General features: G+C 72.9%; 19 protein-coding genes. 8 read left to right on the top strand and 11 right to left on the bottom strand.

Annotation, left to right across the window (positions count from 1 at the left end):
* Positions 1-30: 30 nt before the first annotated feature.
* Genes galE through ACQPY0_RS28835 form a run of 3 tightly spaced genes read right to left on the bottom strand, consistent with a single transcriptional unit; the run spans position 31 to position 2,695 of the window.
* Complete coding sequence (gene galE, locus ACQPY0_RS28825; RefSeq protein ID WP_432994703.1) at positions 31-984, bottom strand: UDP-glucose 4-epimerase GalE; 954 nt, start codon at positions 982-984, stop codon at positions 31-33.
* Complete coding sequence (locus ACQPY0_RS28830; RefSeq protein ID WP_432994705.1) at positions 981-1,688, bottom strand: polysaccharide deacetylase family protein; 708 nt, start codon at positions 1,686-1,688, stop codon at positions 981-983. Before ACQPY0_RS28830 ends, galE begins: the two co-directional genes overlap by 4 nt.
* Positions 1,685-2,695, bottom strand: coding sequence for an MGDG synthase family glycosyltransferase (locus tag ACQPY0_RS28835; protein ID WP_432994707.1), 1,011 nt, complete (start codon positions 2,693-2,695; stop codon positions 1,685-1,687). Before ACQPY0_RS28835 ends, ACQPY0_RS28830 begins: the two co-directional genes overlap by 4 nt.
* A gap of 259 nt (positions 2,696-2,954) precedes the next feature.
* Between ACQPY0_RS28835 and ACQPY0_RS28840 the strand changes: the two genes are divergently transcribed.
* Complete coding sequence (locus tag ACQPY0_RS28840) at positions 2,955-3,662, top strand: hypothetical protein (protein ID WP_432994709.1); 708 nt, start codon at positions 2,955-2,957, stop codon at positions 3,660-3,662.
* Complete coding sequence (locus ACQPY0_RS28845) at positions 3,659-4,015, top strand: winged helix-turn-helix domain-containing protein (RefSeq protein ID WP_432994711.1); 357 nt, start codon at positions 3,659-3,661, stop codon at positions 4,013-4,015. The genes ACQPY0_RS28840 and ACQPY0_RS28845 overlap by 4 nt, the downstream gene beginning before the upstream one ends.
* Positions 4,016-4,025: 10 nt before the next feature.
* Here ACQPY0_RS28845 and ACQPY0_RS28850 read toward each other — a convergent pair whose 3' ends face one another.
* Positions 4,026-4,745, bottom strand: a complete 720-nt coding sequence (locus ACQPY0_RS28850; protein WP_432994713.1) for a COG4705 family protein — start codon at positions 4,743-4,745, stop codon at positions 4,026-4,028.
* Between the two features lie 146 nt (positions 4,746-4,891).
* Between ACQPY0_RS28850 and ACQPY0_RS28855 the strand changes: the two genes are divergently transcribed.
* From ACQPY0_RS28855 to ACQPY0_RS28865, 3 genes are read left to right on the top strand one after another with little or no spacing between them, the layout of a single operon-like run.
* Entirely contained in the window at positions 4,892-6,028 is a 1,137-nt protein-coding gene (locus tag ACQPY0_RS28855; RefSeq protein WP_432994715.1) for a glycosyltransferase 87 family protein, read from the top strand.
* Between the two features lie 25 nt (positions 6,029-6,053).
* Complete coding sequence (locus tag ACQPY0_RS28860; RefSeq protein ID WP_432994717.1) at positions 6,054-6,896, top strand: BlaI/MecI/CopY family transcriptional regulator; 843 nt, start codon at positions 6,054-6,056, stop codon at positions 6,894-6,896.
* On the top strand, positions 6,893-7,357 hold the full coding sequence (locus ACQPY0_RS28865) for a M48 family metalloprotease (RefSeq protein ID WP_432994719.1): 465 nt from the start codon (positions 6,893-6,895) through the stop codon (positions 7,355-7,357). Before ACQPY0_RS28860 ends, ACQPY0_RS28865 begins: the two co-directional genes overlap by 4 nt.
* A 220-nt stretch (positions 7,358-7,577) precedes the next feature.
* Here the strand turns inward: ACQPY0_RS28865 and ACQPY0_RS28870 are convergent, their stop codons facing one another.
* Complete coding sequence (locus ACQPY0_RS28870) at positions 7,578-8,450, bottom strand: alkaline phosphatase family protein (RefSeq protein WP_432994721.1); 873 nt, start codon at positions 8,448-8,450, stop codon at positions 7,578-7,580.
* Positions 8,451-8,483: 33 nt separating this feature from the next.
* Positions 8,484-9,080 carry a hypothetical protein gene (locus ACQPY0_RS28875; RefSeq protein WP_432994723.1) on the bottom strand — a complete coding sequence of 199 codons (597 nt, stop codon included), beginning with the start codon at positions 9,078-9,080 and terminating at the stop codon, positions 8,484-8,486.
* Positions 9,081-9,342: 262 nt separating this feature from the next.
* Between ACQPY0_RS28875 and ACQPY0_RS28880 the strand changes: the two genes are divergently transcribed.
* Together ACQPY0_RS28880 and ACQPY0_RS28885 are read left to right on the top strand one after the other, a co-directional pair.
* Positions 9,343-9,549: a DUF7489 domain-containing protein gene (locus ACQPY0_RS28880; RefSeq protein ID WP_432994725.1), complete on the top strand. Its 207-nt coding sequence runs from the start codon at positions 9,343-9,345 to the stop codon at positions 9,547-9,549.
* 67 nt (positions 9,550-9,616) lie between these two features.
* Positions 9,617-10,306 carry an HAD family hydrolase gene (locus ACQPY0_RS28885; RefSeq protein WP_432994727.1) on the top strand — a complete coding sequence of 230 codons (690 nt, stop codon included), beginning with the start codon at positions 9,617-9,619 and terminating at the stop codon, positions 10,304-10,306.
* Here the strand turns inward: ACQPY0_RS28885 and ACQPY0_RS28890 are convergent.
* The gene (locus ACQPY0_RS28890) at positions 10,296-11,651 is read right to left on the bottom strand and encodes a sensor histidine kinase (RefSeq protein ID WP_432994729.1); all 1,356 of its coding nucleotides are present in this window, start codon (positions 11,649-11,651) and stop codon (positions 10,296-10,298) included. The genes ACQPY0_RS28885 and ACQPY0_RS28890 overlap by 11 nt on opposite strands.
* Before the next feature lie 90 nt (positions 11,652-11,741).
* On the opposite strand from ACQPY0_RS28890, the gene ACQPY0_RS28895 reads away from it, so the two are divergent.
* Complete coding sequence (locus ACQPY0_RS28895) at positions 11,742-12,620, top strand: undecaprenyl-diphosphate phosphatase (RefSeq protein ID WP_432994731.1); 879 nt, start codon at positions 11,742-11,744, stop codon at positions 12,618-12,620.
* Positions 12,621-12,648: 28 nt separating this feature from the next.
* Here the strand turns inward: ACQPY0_RS28895 and amaP are convergent, their stop codons facing one another.
* From amaP to ACQPY0_RS28915, 4 genes are read right to left on the bottom strand one after another with little or no spacing between them, the layout of a single operon-like run.
* Complete coding sequence (gene amaP, locus ACQPY0_RS28900) at positions 12,649-13,224, bottom strand: alkaline shock response membrane anchor protein AmaP (protein ID WP_432994733.1); 576 nt, start codon at positions 13,222-13,224, stop codon at positions 12,649-12,651.
* Positions 13,224-13,760, bottom strand: coding sequence for a DUF6286 domain-containing protein (locus ACQPY0_RS28905; RefSeq protein WP_432994735.1), 537 nt, complete (start codon positions 13,758-13,760; stop codon positions 13,224-13,226). The genes amaP and ACQPY0_RS28905 overlap by 1 nt, the downstream gene beginning before the upstream one ends.
* A gap of 24 nt (positions 13,761-13,784) precedes the next feature.
* Positions 13,785-14,108, bottom strand: coding sequence for an Asp23/Gls24 family envelope stress response protein (locus ACQPY0_RS28910; RefSeq protein WP_432994737.1), 324 nt, complete (start codon positions 14,106-14,108; stop codon positions 13,785-13,787).
* Between the two features lie 59 nt (positions 14,109-14,167).
* The gene (locus ACQPY0_RS28915) at positions 14,168-14,347 is read right to left on the bottom strand and encodes a hypothetical protein (protein ID WP_432994739.1); all 180 of its coding nucleotides are present in this window, start codon (positions 14,345-14,347) and stop codon (positions 14,168-14,170) included.
* Positions 14,348-14,362 lie beyond the last annotated feature (15 nt).

Consider the following 14,362-nt stretch of genomic DNA (forward strand, 5'->3'; position numbering starts at 1 on the left):
TTGACGTGGGCATCCGACGCGTCGAGTGCCTCACGGGCTCCCGGCGCTCGAGCAGCGCCAGGCCGAGCGGACGGCGTCGTCCAGGATGTGGCGGGCCTTCCAGCCGAGTTCGGCGCCGATGCGGGTGACGTCGGCGATGACCGAGGCCGGGTCGCCGGCGCGGGGCGGGCCCGCGATCCACGGGACCGCGGCGCCGGTGACGCGTTCGACCGCGTCGATGACGTCGAGGACGGAGTGGCCGGTGCCGGTGCCGGCGTTGTAGACGCGGGCGCGGCGCTGCGAGCCGACGGCGGACGCCGCGGCCACGTGGGCGGCGGCGATGTCGGCGACGTGGACGTAGTCGCGGACCGCCGTGCCGTCCGCTGTGGACAGATCGGTGCCGGCCACGGTCAGCGGCTCGCCCGTGCGGACGGCGTGGAAGACGCGGGGGAGCAGGTTCGTGGTGCCGCGGTCGCCGAGGTGGTCGGCGGCCGCGCCGACGGCGTTGAAGTAGCGCAGGGCGATCCACGACACGCCGGGGGAGTTGGCGACCGCGCGCTCGGCGTCGAGTTTGCTGTGGCCGTACGGGTTGAGCGGCCGGGCCGGGGTGTCCTCGGCGACGCTGTGCGAGGCCGGCCGGCCGTACACCGCGGCGGAGGACGAGAACACCAGGCAGGGTACGCCCGCCTCGGCCATGGCGGCGAGAACCGTTTCGACGACCGTGACGTTCTGGCGGTGGTACCACTGCGGGCGTTCGAACGACTCGGGGACGGACTTGCTGCCGGCGAGGTGCATGACGCCGGTGATGCGGTGGCGGTGCAGCACATCGCGGATCGTGGCCGGGTCGCCGGCATCGCCGACGAGCAGCGGCACGCCCGCCGGGATGCGGCGCGGGTCTCCGGTGGACAGATCGTCGAGGATCACCACCGGCGCGCCCGCGGCCCCGAGGGCGCCGGCCACGTGCGCGCCGATGTAGCCGGCGCCGCCGGTCACCAGCCAGGTCACCGCGGCACCGCCGGGTGCTCGGCGAGCGGCCCGACCGAAAGTCCGCGCTGCCGGGCCCAGTCCAGCAGGACCGGGAGGGCGTCGGCGGTGCGCCGCCAGGAGCCGGGCGCGGACGTGATGTCGGTGTCGTGCAGCAGCACCGTGCCGCCGCCGGACAGGCGCCGGGTGACCGTGCGGACGATGGAGTCCGGGGTGGCGCCGGCCTCCCAGTCGCGGCCCCAGGCCGTCCACAGCACGGGGGTGAGCGACAGCCGGCGGCAGGTGCGCAGGGCGGCCAGCGTGAACACGCCGTACGGCGGGCGGTACCAGCGCGGGTCCCGCCCGGTGACGGCTGCGACGAGCCGCCGGGCGCGGGCGATGTCGTGGTCGGTGGCGACCGGTCCGCGGCGCAGCAGGCACCGGTGGTGCCAGCCGTGCACGGCCACCTCGTGGCCCTTGTCGACCAGCTCGCGGCCCAGCTGCGGGTCGGCGTCGAGCATGGAGCCGAGCAGGAAGAACGTGGCCCGTACACCGTACTCGTCGAGGATGCGCAGGATGCTCGGCGTGGAGCGGCGGTCGGGCCCGTCGTCGAAAGTGAGTGCGACGTGGCCGGCGCGCCCGACACCGGCCAGGCCGGGCATGAACGCGCGCCGCAGCGGCATGATCGCGGTCAGCGGCGGCGCGAGCGTCGCCGCCAGCTCCACAGCGGACGTTCCCCGTCTCATGCCGCGATCTCCGCGATGACGTCCTCGGGGCGGGCCGGCGCGGGTGCGAAGCGCGGCGGTCCGTCGAGGGCCGCGCACAGCCCGCCGGCCAGGGCGGCCCGGTCGCGGATCCAGGGGACCCAGCCGATGCGGTCGAGGGCCTCGGCGTTGGTGCGGCCGTGGCCGGGGATGCAGCGGTACGTCAGGACCGCCCGCCCCGCCGTCAGCGCTTCCAGCGACGACAGGCCGCCGGCGTTCTGGACCACAACACGGCAGCTGCGCATCAGCGCGGGCATGTCGTCGACCCAGCCGAGCGCGACGGCGCGCCCGGTCCGCGCGATACGGTGGCGGAGGTGTTCGTTGCGGCCGCAGGCGACGACCGGCACCGCCAGCCCGGTGCCGGCGATGTCGGCCGCGGTCCGCTCGACGGCGCCGACGCCCCAGGCCCCGGCGACGACCAGCGCGCGCGGTGTGCCCGCCGGCGGCTCGGTGGGGCCGAAGCCGGGGCCGACCGCCGGGGCGACGACGCGCACGTCCGCGGCGCCGAGCTCCTTGGCCTGGCGGGCGGCGTCGTCGTGCAGCGCGAGGTGGACGTCCACGTCCGGGTGAATCCACAGTGGATGGACGGACAGGTCGGTGAGGTACGTGCAGACCGGCGCGGCGAGGCGGCGCTGCGCGCGCAGGCGGCCGAGGGCCTGGCCGGCGAGGGGATAGGTGGACACGACAGCCGCCGCGTCCGGCCCGGCCGCGTCGAGCAGCGCCGGCCCGGCCAGCGCCGTCATCCGGGCGGCGGTCCCGGCGCCCGCGCCGGCGGCGGACAGCAGCCAGCCCCAGGTGCGTGGGGCGGTGGTGAGCTGGCGGTGGTACACCTCGCGCAGCACGCGCCCGATCCGGCTCGGCACGAGGTCGACGAAGTCGTGGCGCTCGACGGCGAAGCCGCGCGCGGTCAGGCGCCGATCGAGCTCGGCGGCGACACCGTCGTGCCCGGCCCCGAAGCTTGCGGAGAACACCACGATGCGCTGGGTCATGCGGCGGATGGTGGGACGGGTCAGCTGAAAGAAGCCTGAATCAGGCCCCCGCGTGACCGTTTCGCGGCGTTTGTGGGGTACTCAAGTTCGCTTCAACTTTCGAGTCGTACCGTGGCGCCCGGCTTGACAGTCACCTACAAGTTGTAGGAGCTTACGCGAGTGTTCTTCGCCAGCCTGCTCATCGGACTGCGGGACGGTCTCGAGGCGCTGACCCATTTTGCTACTAGCGCCAATCGGTTTGTTGTGGAAACCTATTGGCATGACTTCAGATGCGGTTCCGGCCGGCGGCGATCCGCGCCGGCTGCTGGCTGACGTGCGCGAATTCGCGCGCCGGGTCCGTCTGGCCCAGCGGGTGACGTGGCTGCCGCTGCTGGTGCTGGCCCTGGTGACGTTCGGCGCGATCCCGGCAAACCTGTACCGCCACGGGATCGTGACCAACTGCCGGGCGGTGGACGGCGGTGAGGTGTGCAAGGTCTGGGAGCCGGCCGCGCAGTCCTACTGGCTGGCGGCGATGGTCCTGGCCTACGTGGTGATCGCCCGCGGGTATCGGCGGGTCGCCCGGGCCCGGGGAGTGGACACCCGGGCGCTGCCGTACGTGCTCACCGGTGTCGCGCTCTCGGTGGTGCTGTTCGGCGCCGTCGTCGCCGGCGCCGGGGCCTGGATCGTCCCTGACCCGCAGGAGCTCCTGCACCCGCCCGTCTTCGTCCAGATCCTGTTCCGGCTGCTCACCCCGATCGGCGGGATCGGGCTGGCGCTGCTGGTGCTGGCCTTTCTGGAGCGGCACGTCGCGCTGCTGCTGTTCGCCCTGGGGCACCTGGCGGTGGTGCTGGTGCCGATCAACTTCGGGTGGGGGGTCCACTGGGGCGGCCGGTGGGAACTCGTGCCACCGCTGGTCATCAGCGGCGGCGTGCTGCTGCTGGGCAGCGCCGGCTTCGCGCTGGCGCAGCGGCTGCGGCGGCCCCGGTGACCGGCCCCGTCGACACCTCGGCGCCGGACGGGACCGAGTCCCCGCATCCGGTCACCGGGCTCGACGACGTGGTGCACCAGCGGGTCCGGCTCGGCATCCTGACCATCGCGCACGAGGCCCGCCGGGTCGAGTTCGGCTACCTGCGGACCCAGCTGGAGCTGACCGCCGGCAACCTCTCCCAGCACCTGGGCGTGCTGGAGACGGCCGGTCTGGTCGAGGTCGAGAAGGGCTACGCCGGCAAGCGCGGCCGGACCTGGATCACCCTCACCCCGGCGGGCCACGCCGCGCTCGCCGCGGAGATCGCGCGGCTCAAGCAGCTCATCGCCCGCGTCGAGACTTCGAACGTCCAGTAGCGCACACCGGCTATGCCGGGATCTGGTCCCTGCTGGAGGCGGTCAGGTAGCCCACCAGGGCGACGACCGCGGCCAGGCAGACGACGCTCGGCCCGACGGTGCCGAGGTTCAGCCCGCCGGAGTCCGCCGGCTGGGCGACCCAGTCACCCAGGGACGCGCCGAGCGGCCGGGTCAGCACGTACGCGGCCCAGAACGCGAACACGCCGCCGAGCACGCGCAGGCCGTGGAACAGGCCGATGAACGCGATCACCGTCGCGACCAGGGCCGCGGACACCAGGTAGCCGAGGCTCAGCGACTCGGCGAGCAGGTCGCCGGCGGCGGTGCCCAGCGCGAAGGTCACCAGGATCGCGGCCCAGTAGAACGTCTCCCGGCGGCGGGTGGTGATCGAGTGGATGGACAGCGTGCGCTCGCTGCGGTACCACCATACGAACACGACCGCCAGCGCCACCGCGAACACGGCCGTCGTCACCTCCAGCGGCACCCCGAAGGAGTCCGTGAGGTTGTCGGTGATGAGCGTGCCGGCGATGCTGACGAGCACGACGACGAGCCAGTAGCGCCACGGCACGTACCGCGGCGCGCGGTACTGCAGGAACAGCGCGATCGCCAGCACCACGAACATCGCCACCGTCGTGCCGCCCAGGCCCAGCCCCAGCCGGAAGTTCAGCAGATCGGCGGCGGTCTCGCCAACGGTGGTGGCGAGCACCTTGATGATCCAGAAGTAGACGGTCACCTCCGGAACCTTGCTGGCAATACGGGCAAAATCCGATCTTTTCGGCTCCATCCGGGGATCGTCACAACCGGACACTGAAGCCTTCCTGAATCGCGGGGGCAGTGCGATTCAGCGGTACCTCAGGTGCTCGCGCCTACCGTCCGGCGATGCTCCGTCGCCTGCACATCCCGCGCCCGCTCACCCGGCGCACGATCGCGTATCTGGTGATCGCGTGGGCGGCCGCGTGGTTCGGCATCATGGCCGTCGGCGGCGGCTCGTCCTGGCACTTCTTCGAGCAGGGCGCGTCCGCGCTCGCCGACGCCGACGACGCGGTCGCCGGGGGCCTGCACGTGTACGCCGCCGCGCCCGTCCTGCAGATCGGGCCGCTGAGCTTCCTGGCGGTCCTGCCACTGCTGCCCGCCGGCGGCTGGGTCGCGCTGCTGGGCTGGCAGATCCTCGGCGCCGCCGCCGGGCTGCTCCTGCTGTGGCTCGTGCGCGGGCTGGTCCCGCGGTGGCAGCGCGACGACGCCTGGCTAGCCATCGCCGCGGCGTACTTCATGCCCGTGTGGATGTTCCTCGCCGTCGGCGTCGCCCACCTCGACGACGTCCTCGCGCTGCTGCTGTCCGTCGGCGCGCTGCGGGCCGCCCGCGCCGCCCACGGCTGGCTCGCCGGGCTCCTGCTGGGCCTGGCCACCGACGCCAAGCCGTGGGCGATCGGCTTCGCGGCGCTGCTGCTCCTGCTGCCCGGCCGCCGGCACCGGCTCGCGGCCGTGGCGACCCTGGCGGCGACGGTCGCCGCGGCGTGGGTGCCGTTCTTCGCCGGGGACCCGGGCACGAGCAACGCGCTGCGGTACACCATCCAGAACGCCCCCGTCTCGGCGCTGCACGCCCTGGGCATCCACGACGCCCGGACCCCGTCGTGGGATCGCCCCGCGCAACTCGTCCTCGCGCTGGCCCTGGGCGCGCTCGCGGTCCGGCGGGGCCGCTGGCCGGCGATCCCGCTCCTGGTGGTCGCGTCCCGGCTCGTGCTGGAGCCGGGCGGCAACAAGTACTACATCGCCGGCGTCGTCGTCGCCACCGTCATCTGGGACTACGCCGGCTCCCGCCACAACCTGCCGTGGTGGACGATCTCGGCGTGCCTGGGCCTGTTCGTCGCCCGCTGGGTCCCGATGCCGGACCTGGTGCACGGCTGGGCGCTCGTCGCCCTGTTCGTGGCCGCCTGCGGCGTGCTGTTCGACCGGCGCCGCGTGCGCCGCTCACAATACGACCTGGTCGCCGCCGGCCCCGGTACTGTGTTGCGATGAGCCGTCACCAGCGCCCGGCGTGCCGATGAGTCCGCAGCGGCGGGCCTGGGGCTCGCTCGAGTCGGACGTCATGGCGCTGCTGTGGGCGGCGCCCGGCCCGCTCAGCCCCGCCCAGGTGCAGCAGGAGCTGGACAGCGACCTGGCGTACAACACCGTCCAGACCATCCTCACCCGCCTGCAGGAGAAGGGGCTGGTGCGGCGGCGGGCGAACGTGACCGGCGGGCGCGGCTACGAGTACTTCCCGGCCGAGGACCAGGCCACTGCCGCGGCCCGGCGGATGCGCGCCGCGCTCGACGGCCCCGGCGACCGGCGCGCCGTCCTGCGGCAGTTCACCGCCGGGCTCGACCCCGCCGACGCCGACGTGCTGCGGGCACTGCTGCGCGACCCGGGCCCGGGGAGGGCTGACGTGCTCGAGCTGCTGCGCCTGCCGGTGCTGCCGATCCTGCTCCTGCCCGCGGTGCTGCTGCCACTGGCCCGGCTCGCCGCCCGCGCGGGCCGCCCCGAGCGCGCCGCCCGGGCCCTGGCGGCCGGAGCGCTGGTCACCGCGGTCTCCAGCGTCGTCTGTCTCGCGCTCGTCGCCGCGACCCTCGCCGACGACCTCCCGGCGCTCGAACACTACGCGCACCTGGCCGGCGCCGGCGGCCGCCCGCTGCCCGAGCCCATTCCCGACCCGGTCGCCGTCGCCGCCACCCTCGCGCTGGGCTGGATCGGCTGGCGGCTCGCCGCCCGGCTGCGCCGGAGCCGGGCGATCACCCGGGACCTGCACGGCGCGGGTCACGCCCGCTCCGGGCTGATCGTCGCCGACTGGGACAGCCCCGCGCGGTCGCCGTCCCGCCCCGCGCCGGGCGCCGCGGCCACGTCCTGGTGACCAGCGGCCTGCTGCGCCTGCTCGACGCGCGGGAGCGGGCCGCCGTCCTCGCCCACGAGCGGGCCCACCTGCACCGCCGGCACCACCGCACGACCGCGCTCGCCGCGATGGCCACGGCGGTCAACCCGCTGCTGCGGCCGGTGGAGTCGGCCGTCGGCCTGCTGGTGGAGCGCAGCGCCGACGAGGACGCCGCCCGCAGCGTCGCCGACCGCCGGCTCGTCGCGCGGACCATCGCCAAGGTGGCGCTCGCCGCCCACGGCCCCCGCACCGTGCTCGGCTTCGACGGCTCCAGCACACGCAGGCGCGTCGAGGCCCTCACCCGTCCCGCGCCCCAGGCACTACGCCGCGGCGGCCCGACCGTGGGCGGCACCGTGGTCGTGGCCGGCCTGTCACTGGCGGCGGCCGCGGCGGCACTGGCCGAGTTCGTCGAGCTGCTGCGCGCCTGGCTGCCGGCGGCCTGAGCGCGGACTCCGAGCGCGGCGGCACTGGCCGCGTTCGTCGAGTTGTTCCGCGCCTGGCTGCCGGCGGCCTGAGCGCGGACTCCGAGCGCGGCGCCGGCGGCGTTTCTCCTCCGCGCTGTTCGCCGTGCCGGTGCTCGACCTGGCGATCGCTGTGCGGCTGCCGGCCTGGCGGGCGCCCGGCGGCCCGGGCGGCGGTCGCATGATCCGGGTCGAGGCGCTGTCAGGCGTGCAGCGGCAGGGGTGTCGCGTCGGCGGCGCGGCCCAGCGGGGCGAGCCCGTATCGGTCTTCGATGCTCCGCAGCACCGAGTAGTGGTCCACCGTGCCGGCCCGCGGGCCGGGCGTGACCCCCGCGCCGGCGACGAGCGTGAGGATGCGGTTGCCGCTGGTGCCTTCGTCCTCGTCGAACGTCACCACGAGCCAGCTGTCGTGGGTGTCGGCCCATCGCAGGTAGGGGTCGAGGTGTTCGCGGGCCCACGCGTCCCCGGTGGCGACGCCGCAGTCGTGCATGTCGTCGCACAGGTCCGGGATCACGAACGCGACGGTGGGCAGCCGGGCGGGATCGGCCGGCCACGCGGTGTAGGGCTGGTTCGCCGCGGCGGGCACGTTGTCGAAGTCGGCCCACGGGTTGTGCTTGGCCGCGTACCGGCCGGTGGAGCAGCCGCGGTAGCCGGGCGCCGGAAGGCCCTCGGAGTAGCCGGCGAAGGTGTGACCGGCCGCCTGCAGTTGCTGGGCGAGGTTCGGCGCCGCGCCGGCCCGCACCGGGCAGTGGTCGTCGGTGACGCCCTGCGTCGAGCCGGAGAACAGCGCGAGATAGTTCGGCTGGCTGGGGTGGGCGACCCCGTGCGCGTCGGTGAACACCGCGGCGCGCGCCATGAGCGCGTTGAGGTAGGGCGCCTTGGAGCTGCCGGCCAGCTGCTGGTACGCCTTGTTCTCGAAGACCGCCACCACGACGTGCCCGGGCCCGGGCGAAGAGGCCGGCGACGGCGGCGCGGCCGGTGACGACGGGACGGCCGCCGGTGACGACGGCGCCGGGGAGGCGGTGCAGCCGGCCAGGGCAAGCACCGCCGCGATGTGGAACCAAGCCTTGCTCACCTGGACATGCATACCCCGGCGCCGTGCCGGGCGTCACCTGCCGGCGTGCGTGTTCTGGGTGAAGGTGGTGAGGTCGGCGCTGACTTTGTAGAAGACCTTGGCGCCGTCCTTGGTGCCGAGGACGGCGTAGGTGCCGTCGGAGTGCTTGCGGACGCGGGTCACGGTGACGGACGAGTCCTTCGCCTTCATCGCGGCGGTCACCTTGGCCAACTCGTCGCCGGTCACCGCGGTGCCCTTCCACTCGCCTCGGCCGCCCTTGCCGCCGCCGGTGTGCAGGGTGAACGTCTTGAGGTCCGCGCTCACGTCGTAGAAGATCTTGGCGCCGTCCTTGGTGCCGACGACGTCGTAGGAGCCGTCGGAGTCCTTGCGGACGCCGGTCACCGTGACACCGGAGTCCTTCGCCTTCATGGCGGCGGTCACCTTCGCCAGCTCGTCGCCGGTCACCGCGGTGTCATTGGACCCGCGGCGGTCGTGGCCGCCCCGCTCGGCAGGGGCGCTGGACGAGGCACTCGGCGACGGCGAGGTCGTCTCCGCGCTCGCCAGGGACGCGGCCCCGAACACCAGCACGCCGGTCGCCCCCAGGCCGGCCGCGGCCAAACCGATCCGCTTGACGCTCGTTATCGACTTCATGGACACGTGGTGTGCTCCTGTCACCCCCCGGTGCAGGCCCGCTGCCTGCGCCTTCATCGTTCACAGCATCCGGGGCGAACCTGAGGGAATGCTGCCAGGAGCCTGCCGCGGACCTGGCACCGCCGATGCTCAGCGCGTACGACCTCAGGCTGGCCGGCCCCCGGCCCTCATCCTGAAGTCGCAGACGCAAGACCCGTCTCGCGCCGGAGGCGCCCGATCCCGCGGATTCCTACGGTTGGTACATGTTGACAGGAGGAGTTCGATGACTGCGAACGAGAGCACATGGAGCGGAACCGTCGCGAAGAAGTCGCGCGCACTGCTGGACGGCTCCAATCTCTACCGACGCCTTGAGATTCGGCTCGACGACGGAACACACGTGGACGTCAAGGTGGATCGGGACCTGTGGAACCAGCTCGAGGTGGGCGACCGGCTCGTGAAACCGGAAGGCGAAAAGCCACATCGCGGCTGACCGGCCGGGAAGGACCGAGGCACCGCCTATGATCCACCGGTAGCGCGACCGTGACGGGGGAACACAAGTGATCGACACGATCTTCCTCGATGTCGGCGGGACGATTCTCGACGAGTCCCGTGAGTTCGAGGCCTGGGCGGACTGGCTCGGCGTTCCACGGCACACGCTTTCGGCGGTCTTCGGTGCGGTAATCGCCCGGGGTCTGGACTATCGGGAGACCTTCCAGGTCTTCCGGCCCGGTTTCGACCTCGCGGCCGAGCTCGAGCGCCGAGCAGTTGCCGGCAAGCCGGAGTCGTTCGGCGAAGAGGATCTCTACCCCGACGCGCGAGCGTGCCTGACCTCCTTAAAGGATCAGGGCCTGTTCGTGGGCTTGGCCGGCAATCAGCCGGCTCATGCTGAGGCGAGCCTCCGCGCTCTCAACCTCTCCGTGGACGTGATCGGCACGTCGGGCGGTTGGGGCGTGGAGAAGCCGTCACCGGCCTTTTTCGAGCGGGTCATTCGCGAAGGCGGTGGCAATACGTTTTCGATCCTGTACGTCGGCGATCGGCCCGACAACGATGCACGCCCGGCCATGGCGGCCGGTATGAAGGCCTGCCTGATCCGGCGCGGTCCGTGGGGTCACATCCTCGACATCCCAGCCGTGTCCGCTCGGTGCCTGTTCCGCATCGATTCGCTGGACGAACTCCCGGACCTGGTTGCGAAGCACAATGCGGCAAGCGGTCAGCGCGCTGATCGACTTCGACGACCTAGCGAGTGACGGGCAACCGTAGCCGCAGCAGGGCGCCGCCGCCTGGGGCTTGTTCGGCGGTGAGGGTGCCGCCGTGGGCGGTGGTGATGTCGCGGGCGATGGGGAGGCCGAGGCCGGTGCCGCCGGCGGTGCGGGAGCGGTCTTCGTCGAGGCGGACGAATCGGTCGAAGATGCGGTGGCGGTCTGGGGCGGGGATGCCGGGTCCGTCGTCGGTGATGGTGATTTCGGCGGTGTTGTGGTGTGTTCGTACGGTCATGTCGATGGTGGTGGTGGCGTGGCGGGCGGCGTTGTCGACGAGGTTGCGCAGGGCGCGTTGGAGGTGGTGGGGGTCGCCGCTGATGCGGACGGGGTTGGTGTGGGTCGTGATGTGGAGGTTGGGGTGTTGGGTGTGGAGGCGTTCGCGTTCGGTGTAGACGAGGTCGTCGAGGTCGACGTCTTCGCGGCGGAGGTGGAGGGTGTGTTCGTCGACGCGGGCGAGGAGGAGGAGGTCGGCGATGAGTCTGGCCATGCGTTCGCTTTCGCGGCGCATGCGTTCGATGTGGGGGTTGGGGGTGAGGAGGTCGAGTCCGGCGAGGACGGTGGAGAGGGGGCTGCGGAGTTCGTGGGAGGCGTCGGCGACGAAGCGGCGTTGGGTTTCGGTGGCGGTTTCGATGCGGTCGAGCATGGTGTTCATGGTGGTGGCGAGGGCGGCGATTTCGTCGGTGGTGGGTGGGACGGGGAGTCGGGTGTGCAGGTTGTGGCCGGTGATGGTTTCGGCTTGTTGGCGCATGGCGTCGACGGGGCGCAGGGTGCGGCCGACGAAGAGGAAGGTGGCGACGCCGACGGTGATGGTGAGTAGGGGTAGGCCGATGGCGAGGGCGCCGATGGCGGCTTCGGTGCCGTCGTCGATTTCGTCGATGGATTGTCCGGCGAGGATGGTGCGGGGTCCGGTTGGGGTGGTGACGCCGAGTGCGGTGATGCGGAAGTATTCGTCGTGGGCGACGCTCAGTCGTCGTTGTTCCCGTTTCGTCTGTGCGGGTTGTGGGCGCAGGGTGGAGATCGGCTGGGCGCCGGCGATGAGTGCGGAGGCCTGCAGGACTTTGCCGTTGCTGTCGAGGACCTGCACGATCGTGCGGTCCCGCAGCGACGGCCGCATCACCGCCGACAGCGCCTCCTCGTCGTCGAGTGCCCCGGCCACTTGCGCCGCCCGGTCGCTCGCACTCTGGTCGACGTTCCTGGTGAGGATGACCCGCGCGGCGATGACGAACGTGACACCGGTGAGCATCGAGGCGACGGCAACGACGGCGGCCGCGGCCAGGGCCGAGCGCATCCGCACTCCGAGCCGCTGCCGGATCCGCTCCATGAACCGCCTCATCGGCCCGACGCTAGGTCACCGGCCCTGAACGAGCGCTGAACCGGGCCGATTCAAGCTGCTCTCAGCATCGCCCGGCCAGGATCGGGGCCTATGCACCAGTTGACGTACCCGGAGGCGATCGTCGTCGGCCTCCTGCAGGGCGTGACCGAGCTGTTCCCCGTGTCCAGCCTGGGCCACAGCGTCCTGCTCCCGGCCCTCGTCGGCGGCCGGTGGGCGCAGGACCTGAGCGTGTCCGCGCCGGAGTCGCCGTACCTCGCCTTCATCGTCGGCCTGCACGTGGCCACGGCCCTTGCCCTGCTGCTGTTCTTCTGGCGCGACTGGCTGCGGATTCTCGGCGGCTTCGCCTCGTCGCTGCGGTACCGCCGAATCATCACCCCCGAGGAGCGCCTCGCGTGGATGATCATCGTGGCCACGATCCCTGTCGGCGTCACCGGCCTGCTGCTGGAGCACACGTTCCGAACTGTGCTCGGCCGCCCGGCGCCCGCGGCGGCCTTCCTCGTCCTCAACGGCGTGATCCTGTTCGGCGCCGAGCGCCTCCGCCGCCGCGCCGTGGCCACCGACGCGGGCGACCCCGACGAGCGCCTGGCCTCCGGCAGCCTCGGCCGCGCCGTGCAGATCGGCAGCGCCCAGGTCCTCGCGCTGCTGCCCGGCATCAGCCGCTCGGGCGCGACGATGGGCGCCGGCCTGTTCAAGGGCCTGTCCCACGAGGACGCGGCCCGCTTCTCCTTCCTGCTCGCCACCCCGGTCATCCTGGCCGCGGGCGTGCTGAAGGTGAAGGACCTCTTCGGCCCGCTCGGCACGGGCATCCACGGCCAGGTCCTGGCCGGCAGTGTCGCCTCCTTCGTGGCGGCCTACCTGGCCGTGCGCTTCCTGACCCGGTACTTCGAGCACCGCACCCTGACCCCGTTCGCGTACTACTGCCTCGCCGCCGGCGCCCTCAGCCTGGCCTGGCTCACCCTGCGAACTTGACGCCAACGACGCCGGTGCATACGCGGAGTCAGGTGACCCGTGGGCCGGCGCGCCGCGCGGTGGTGAGGTCCAGCCGGATGGGCAGGCCGGGCGCGTCGAGGGCGTGCCGGGCGTGGGTGAGCGCGTTCTTCTCGATGTTCTGACGCAACTCGGCCAGGTCGGCGTCGCGGTCGGCGCGGACGGAGACGGCCAGCCGCGGATCGGCCGGGTCGCCTTCGACGCGGGTGCGGGCGGAGCGCACGCCGCGGTACCGCTCGATCTCACCGGAGACGGCGTCGCGCAGCGCCGCGGAGATGAGGGTGGTACGGCCGGCGGCGCGATCGCCGGCCACGGGGATGCCGGCGAGCCGTCCGGAGGAGAACAGGACGGCGAGCAGCCAGCGCAGCGCCAAGAGCCCGACGACGACCGCGATCACCGCCACGACCGGCCACAGCCAGTCGCGTTGCGCGATGACGAAGCGGACGACGCCGTTGTCCACCAGGGTCCGGTGCGCCGCGGTGCCGCCGAAGACACCGGCTCCGAGCAGGAGTCCGGTCACGCCGAGACCCAGCAGGAGCAGTCCGAGGAGGGCCAGCACGACCCGGTTGGCGCGGTCGGCGTGCATCAGTGCGCCCTGGCGGAGATTCGCACGGTCAGCTTCGGGGGCCGGCGCAGTTGCAGAGCGTCGAGGCGCGATCGCGCGGCCTGGGTGACGCTGTCGCGCAGCGCGGCGGCCGGTGCCGGCTCGCGCGCGTAGGCCCTCGCGCGGACACGGACGCGTCGGCGCCGCACGGTGACCGCGGCGTCGTCGATGCCGTCGACGTCGGTGACCGCGGTCTGGACGGTCTGCACGACCCCGCGGCGGGTGTACGCGGCGTCGGTGGCCGGGTCGTCGCTGTGGGTGGTCAGCCGGGCGGGCCGGCGTGGTTTGAGTTCCATGCCGAGGAGGACCAGCCCGACCAGGGCGAGCAGCAGGCAGACGATCCGGACCTCGAGGTCGGCCCAGGTCGCCTGGCCGGCCCACCGGTACGCTCCGAGCCAGTCCACGGCGGTGGGCCGCTGGCCGGTCAGGACGGCGACGACGTCGACCACCACCACGATCGCGCCCGCGATGAGGGCGAGGCTGACGATCAGGGTGAGCAGCCGGTTGAGCAGTCTCACAGCGGGCCTCCTGCCCCGTGGTCGCTACCGTACCCGGGATGACGGGATCTGCGTGGCCAGGTCGGTCACGACGATGCGGACCTCGGCAATCGTCAAGCCGGTCAGGGATGCCAGCCGTTCGCGCACGTGACGGCGAACCGCGGCGGTGACCTGCGGCACCGACACCGGCCAGCGCACAGCGATCTCCAAGTCTATGACGGCGACCTCGCCACCGACGCGGGCGGATGCGCTGGGCGTGCTCCGGGCGAGCGTGCGGGGCGCGGCGGCTGCGGCGTCGGGCAGGTCCAGCACCGCGTGCGAGGCGAGCTTCGCCACCACCTTCTCGGTGATGGTGATCGACCCGGGCACACCGTCGCGGACCCGCCCGGGCGGTCGCTCGGCCGTTCGGGGCTGCGGCCCGGCCGGCATCATTTGCCGCCCCGGGTGATCCGGTAGCCGCGCAGGTCCACCTCGCCGGCGACCACCTTGGCGACGCCGTAGCCGAGCGCGGTGAAGACCGCGACGATCAGCATCTGGCCGAAGCTGCCGAAGGCGACCGCAAATCCCAGCGCCATGCCCACTGCGGTGCCGAAGGCGATACGGTTCATGGCTCTCACGTCCCT

Source organism: Dactylosporangium sp. CA-233914 (assembly GCF_050942935.1).
Taxonomy (GTDB): domain Bacteria; phylum Actinomycetota; class Actinomycetes; order Mycobacteriales; family Micromonosporaceae; genus Dactylosporangium.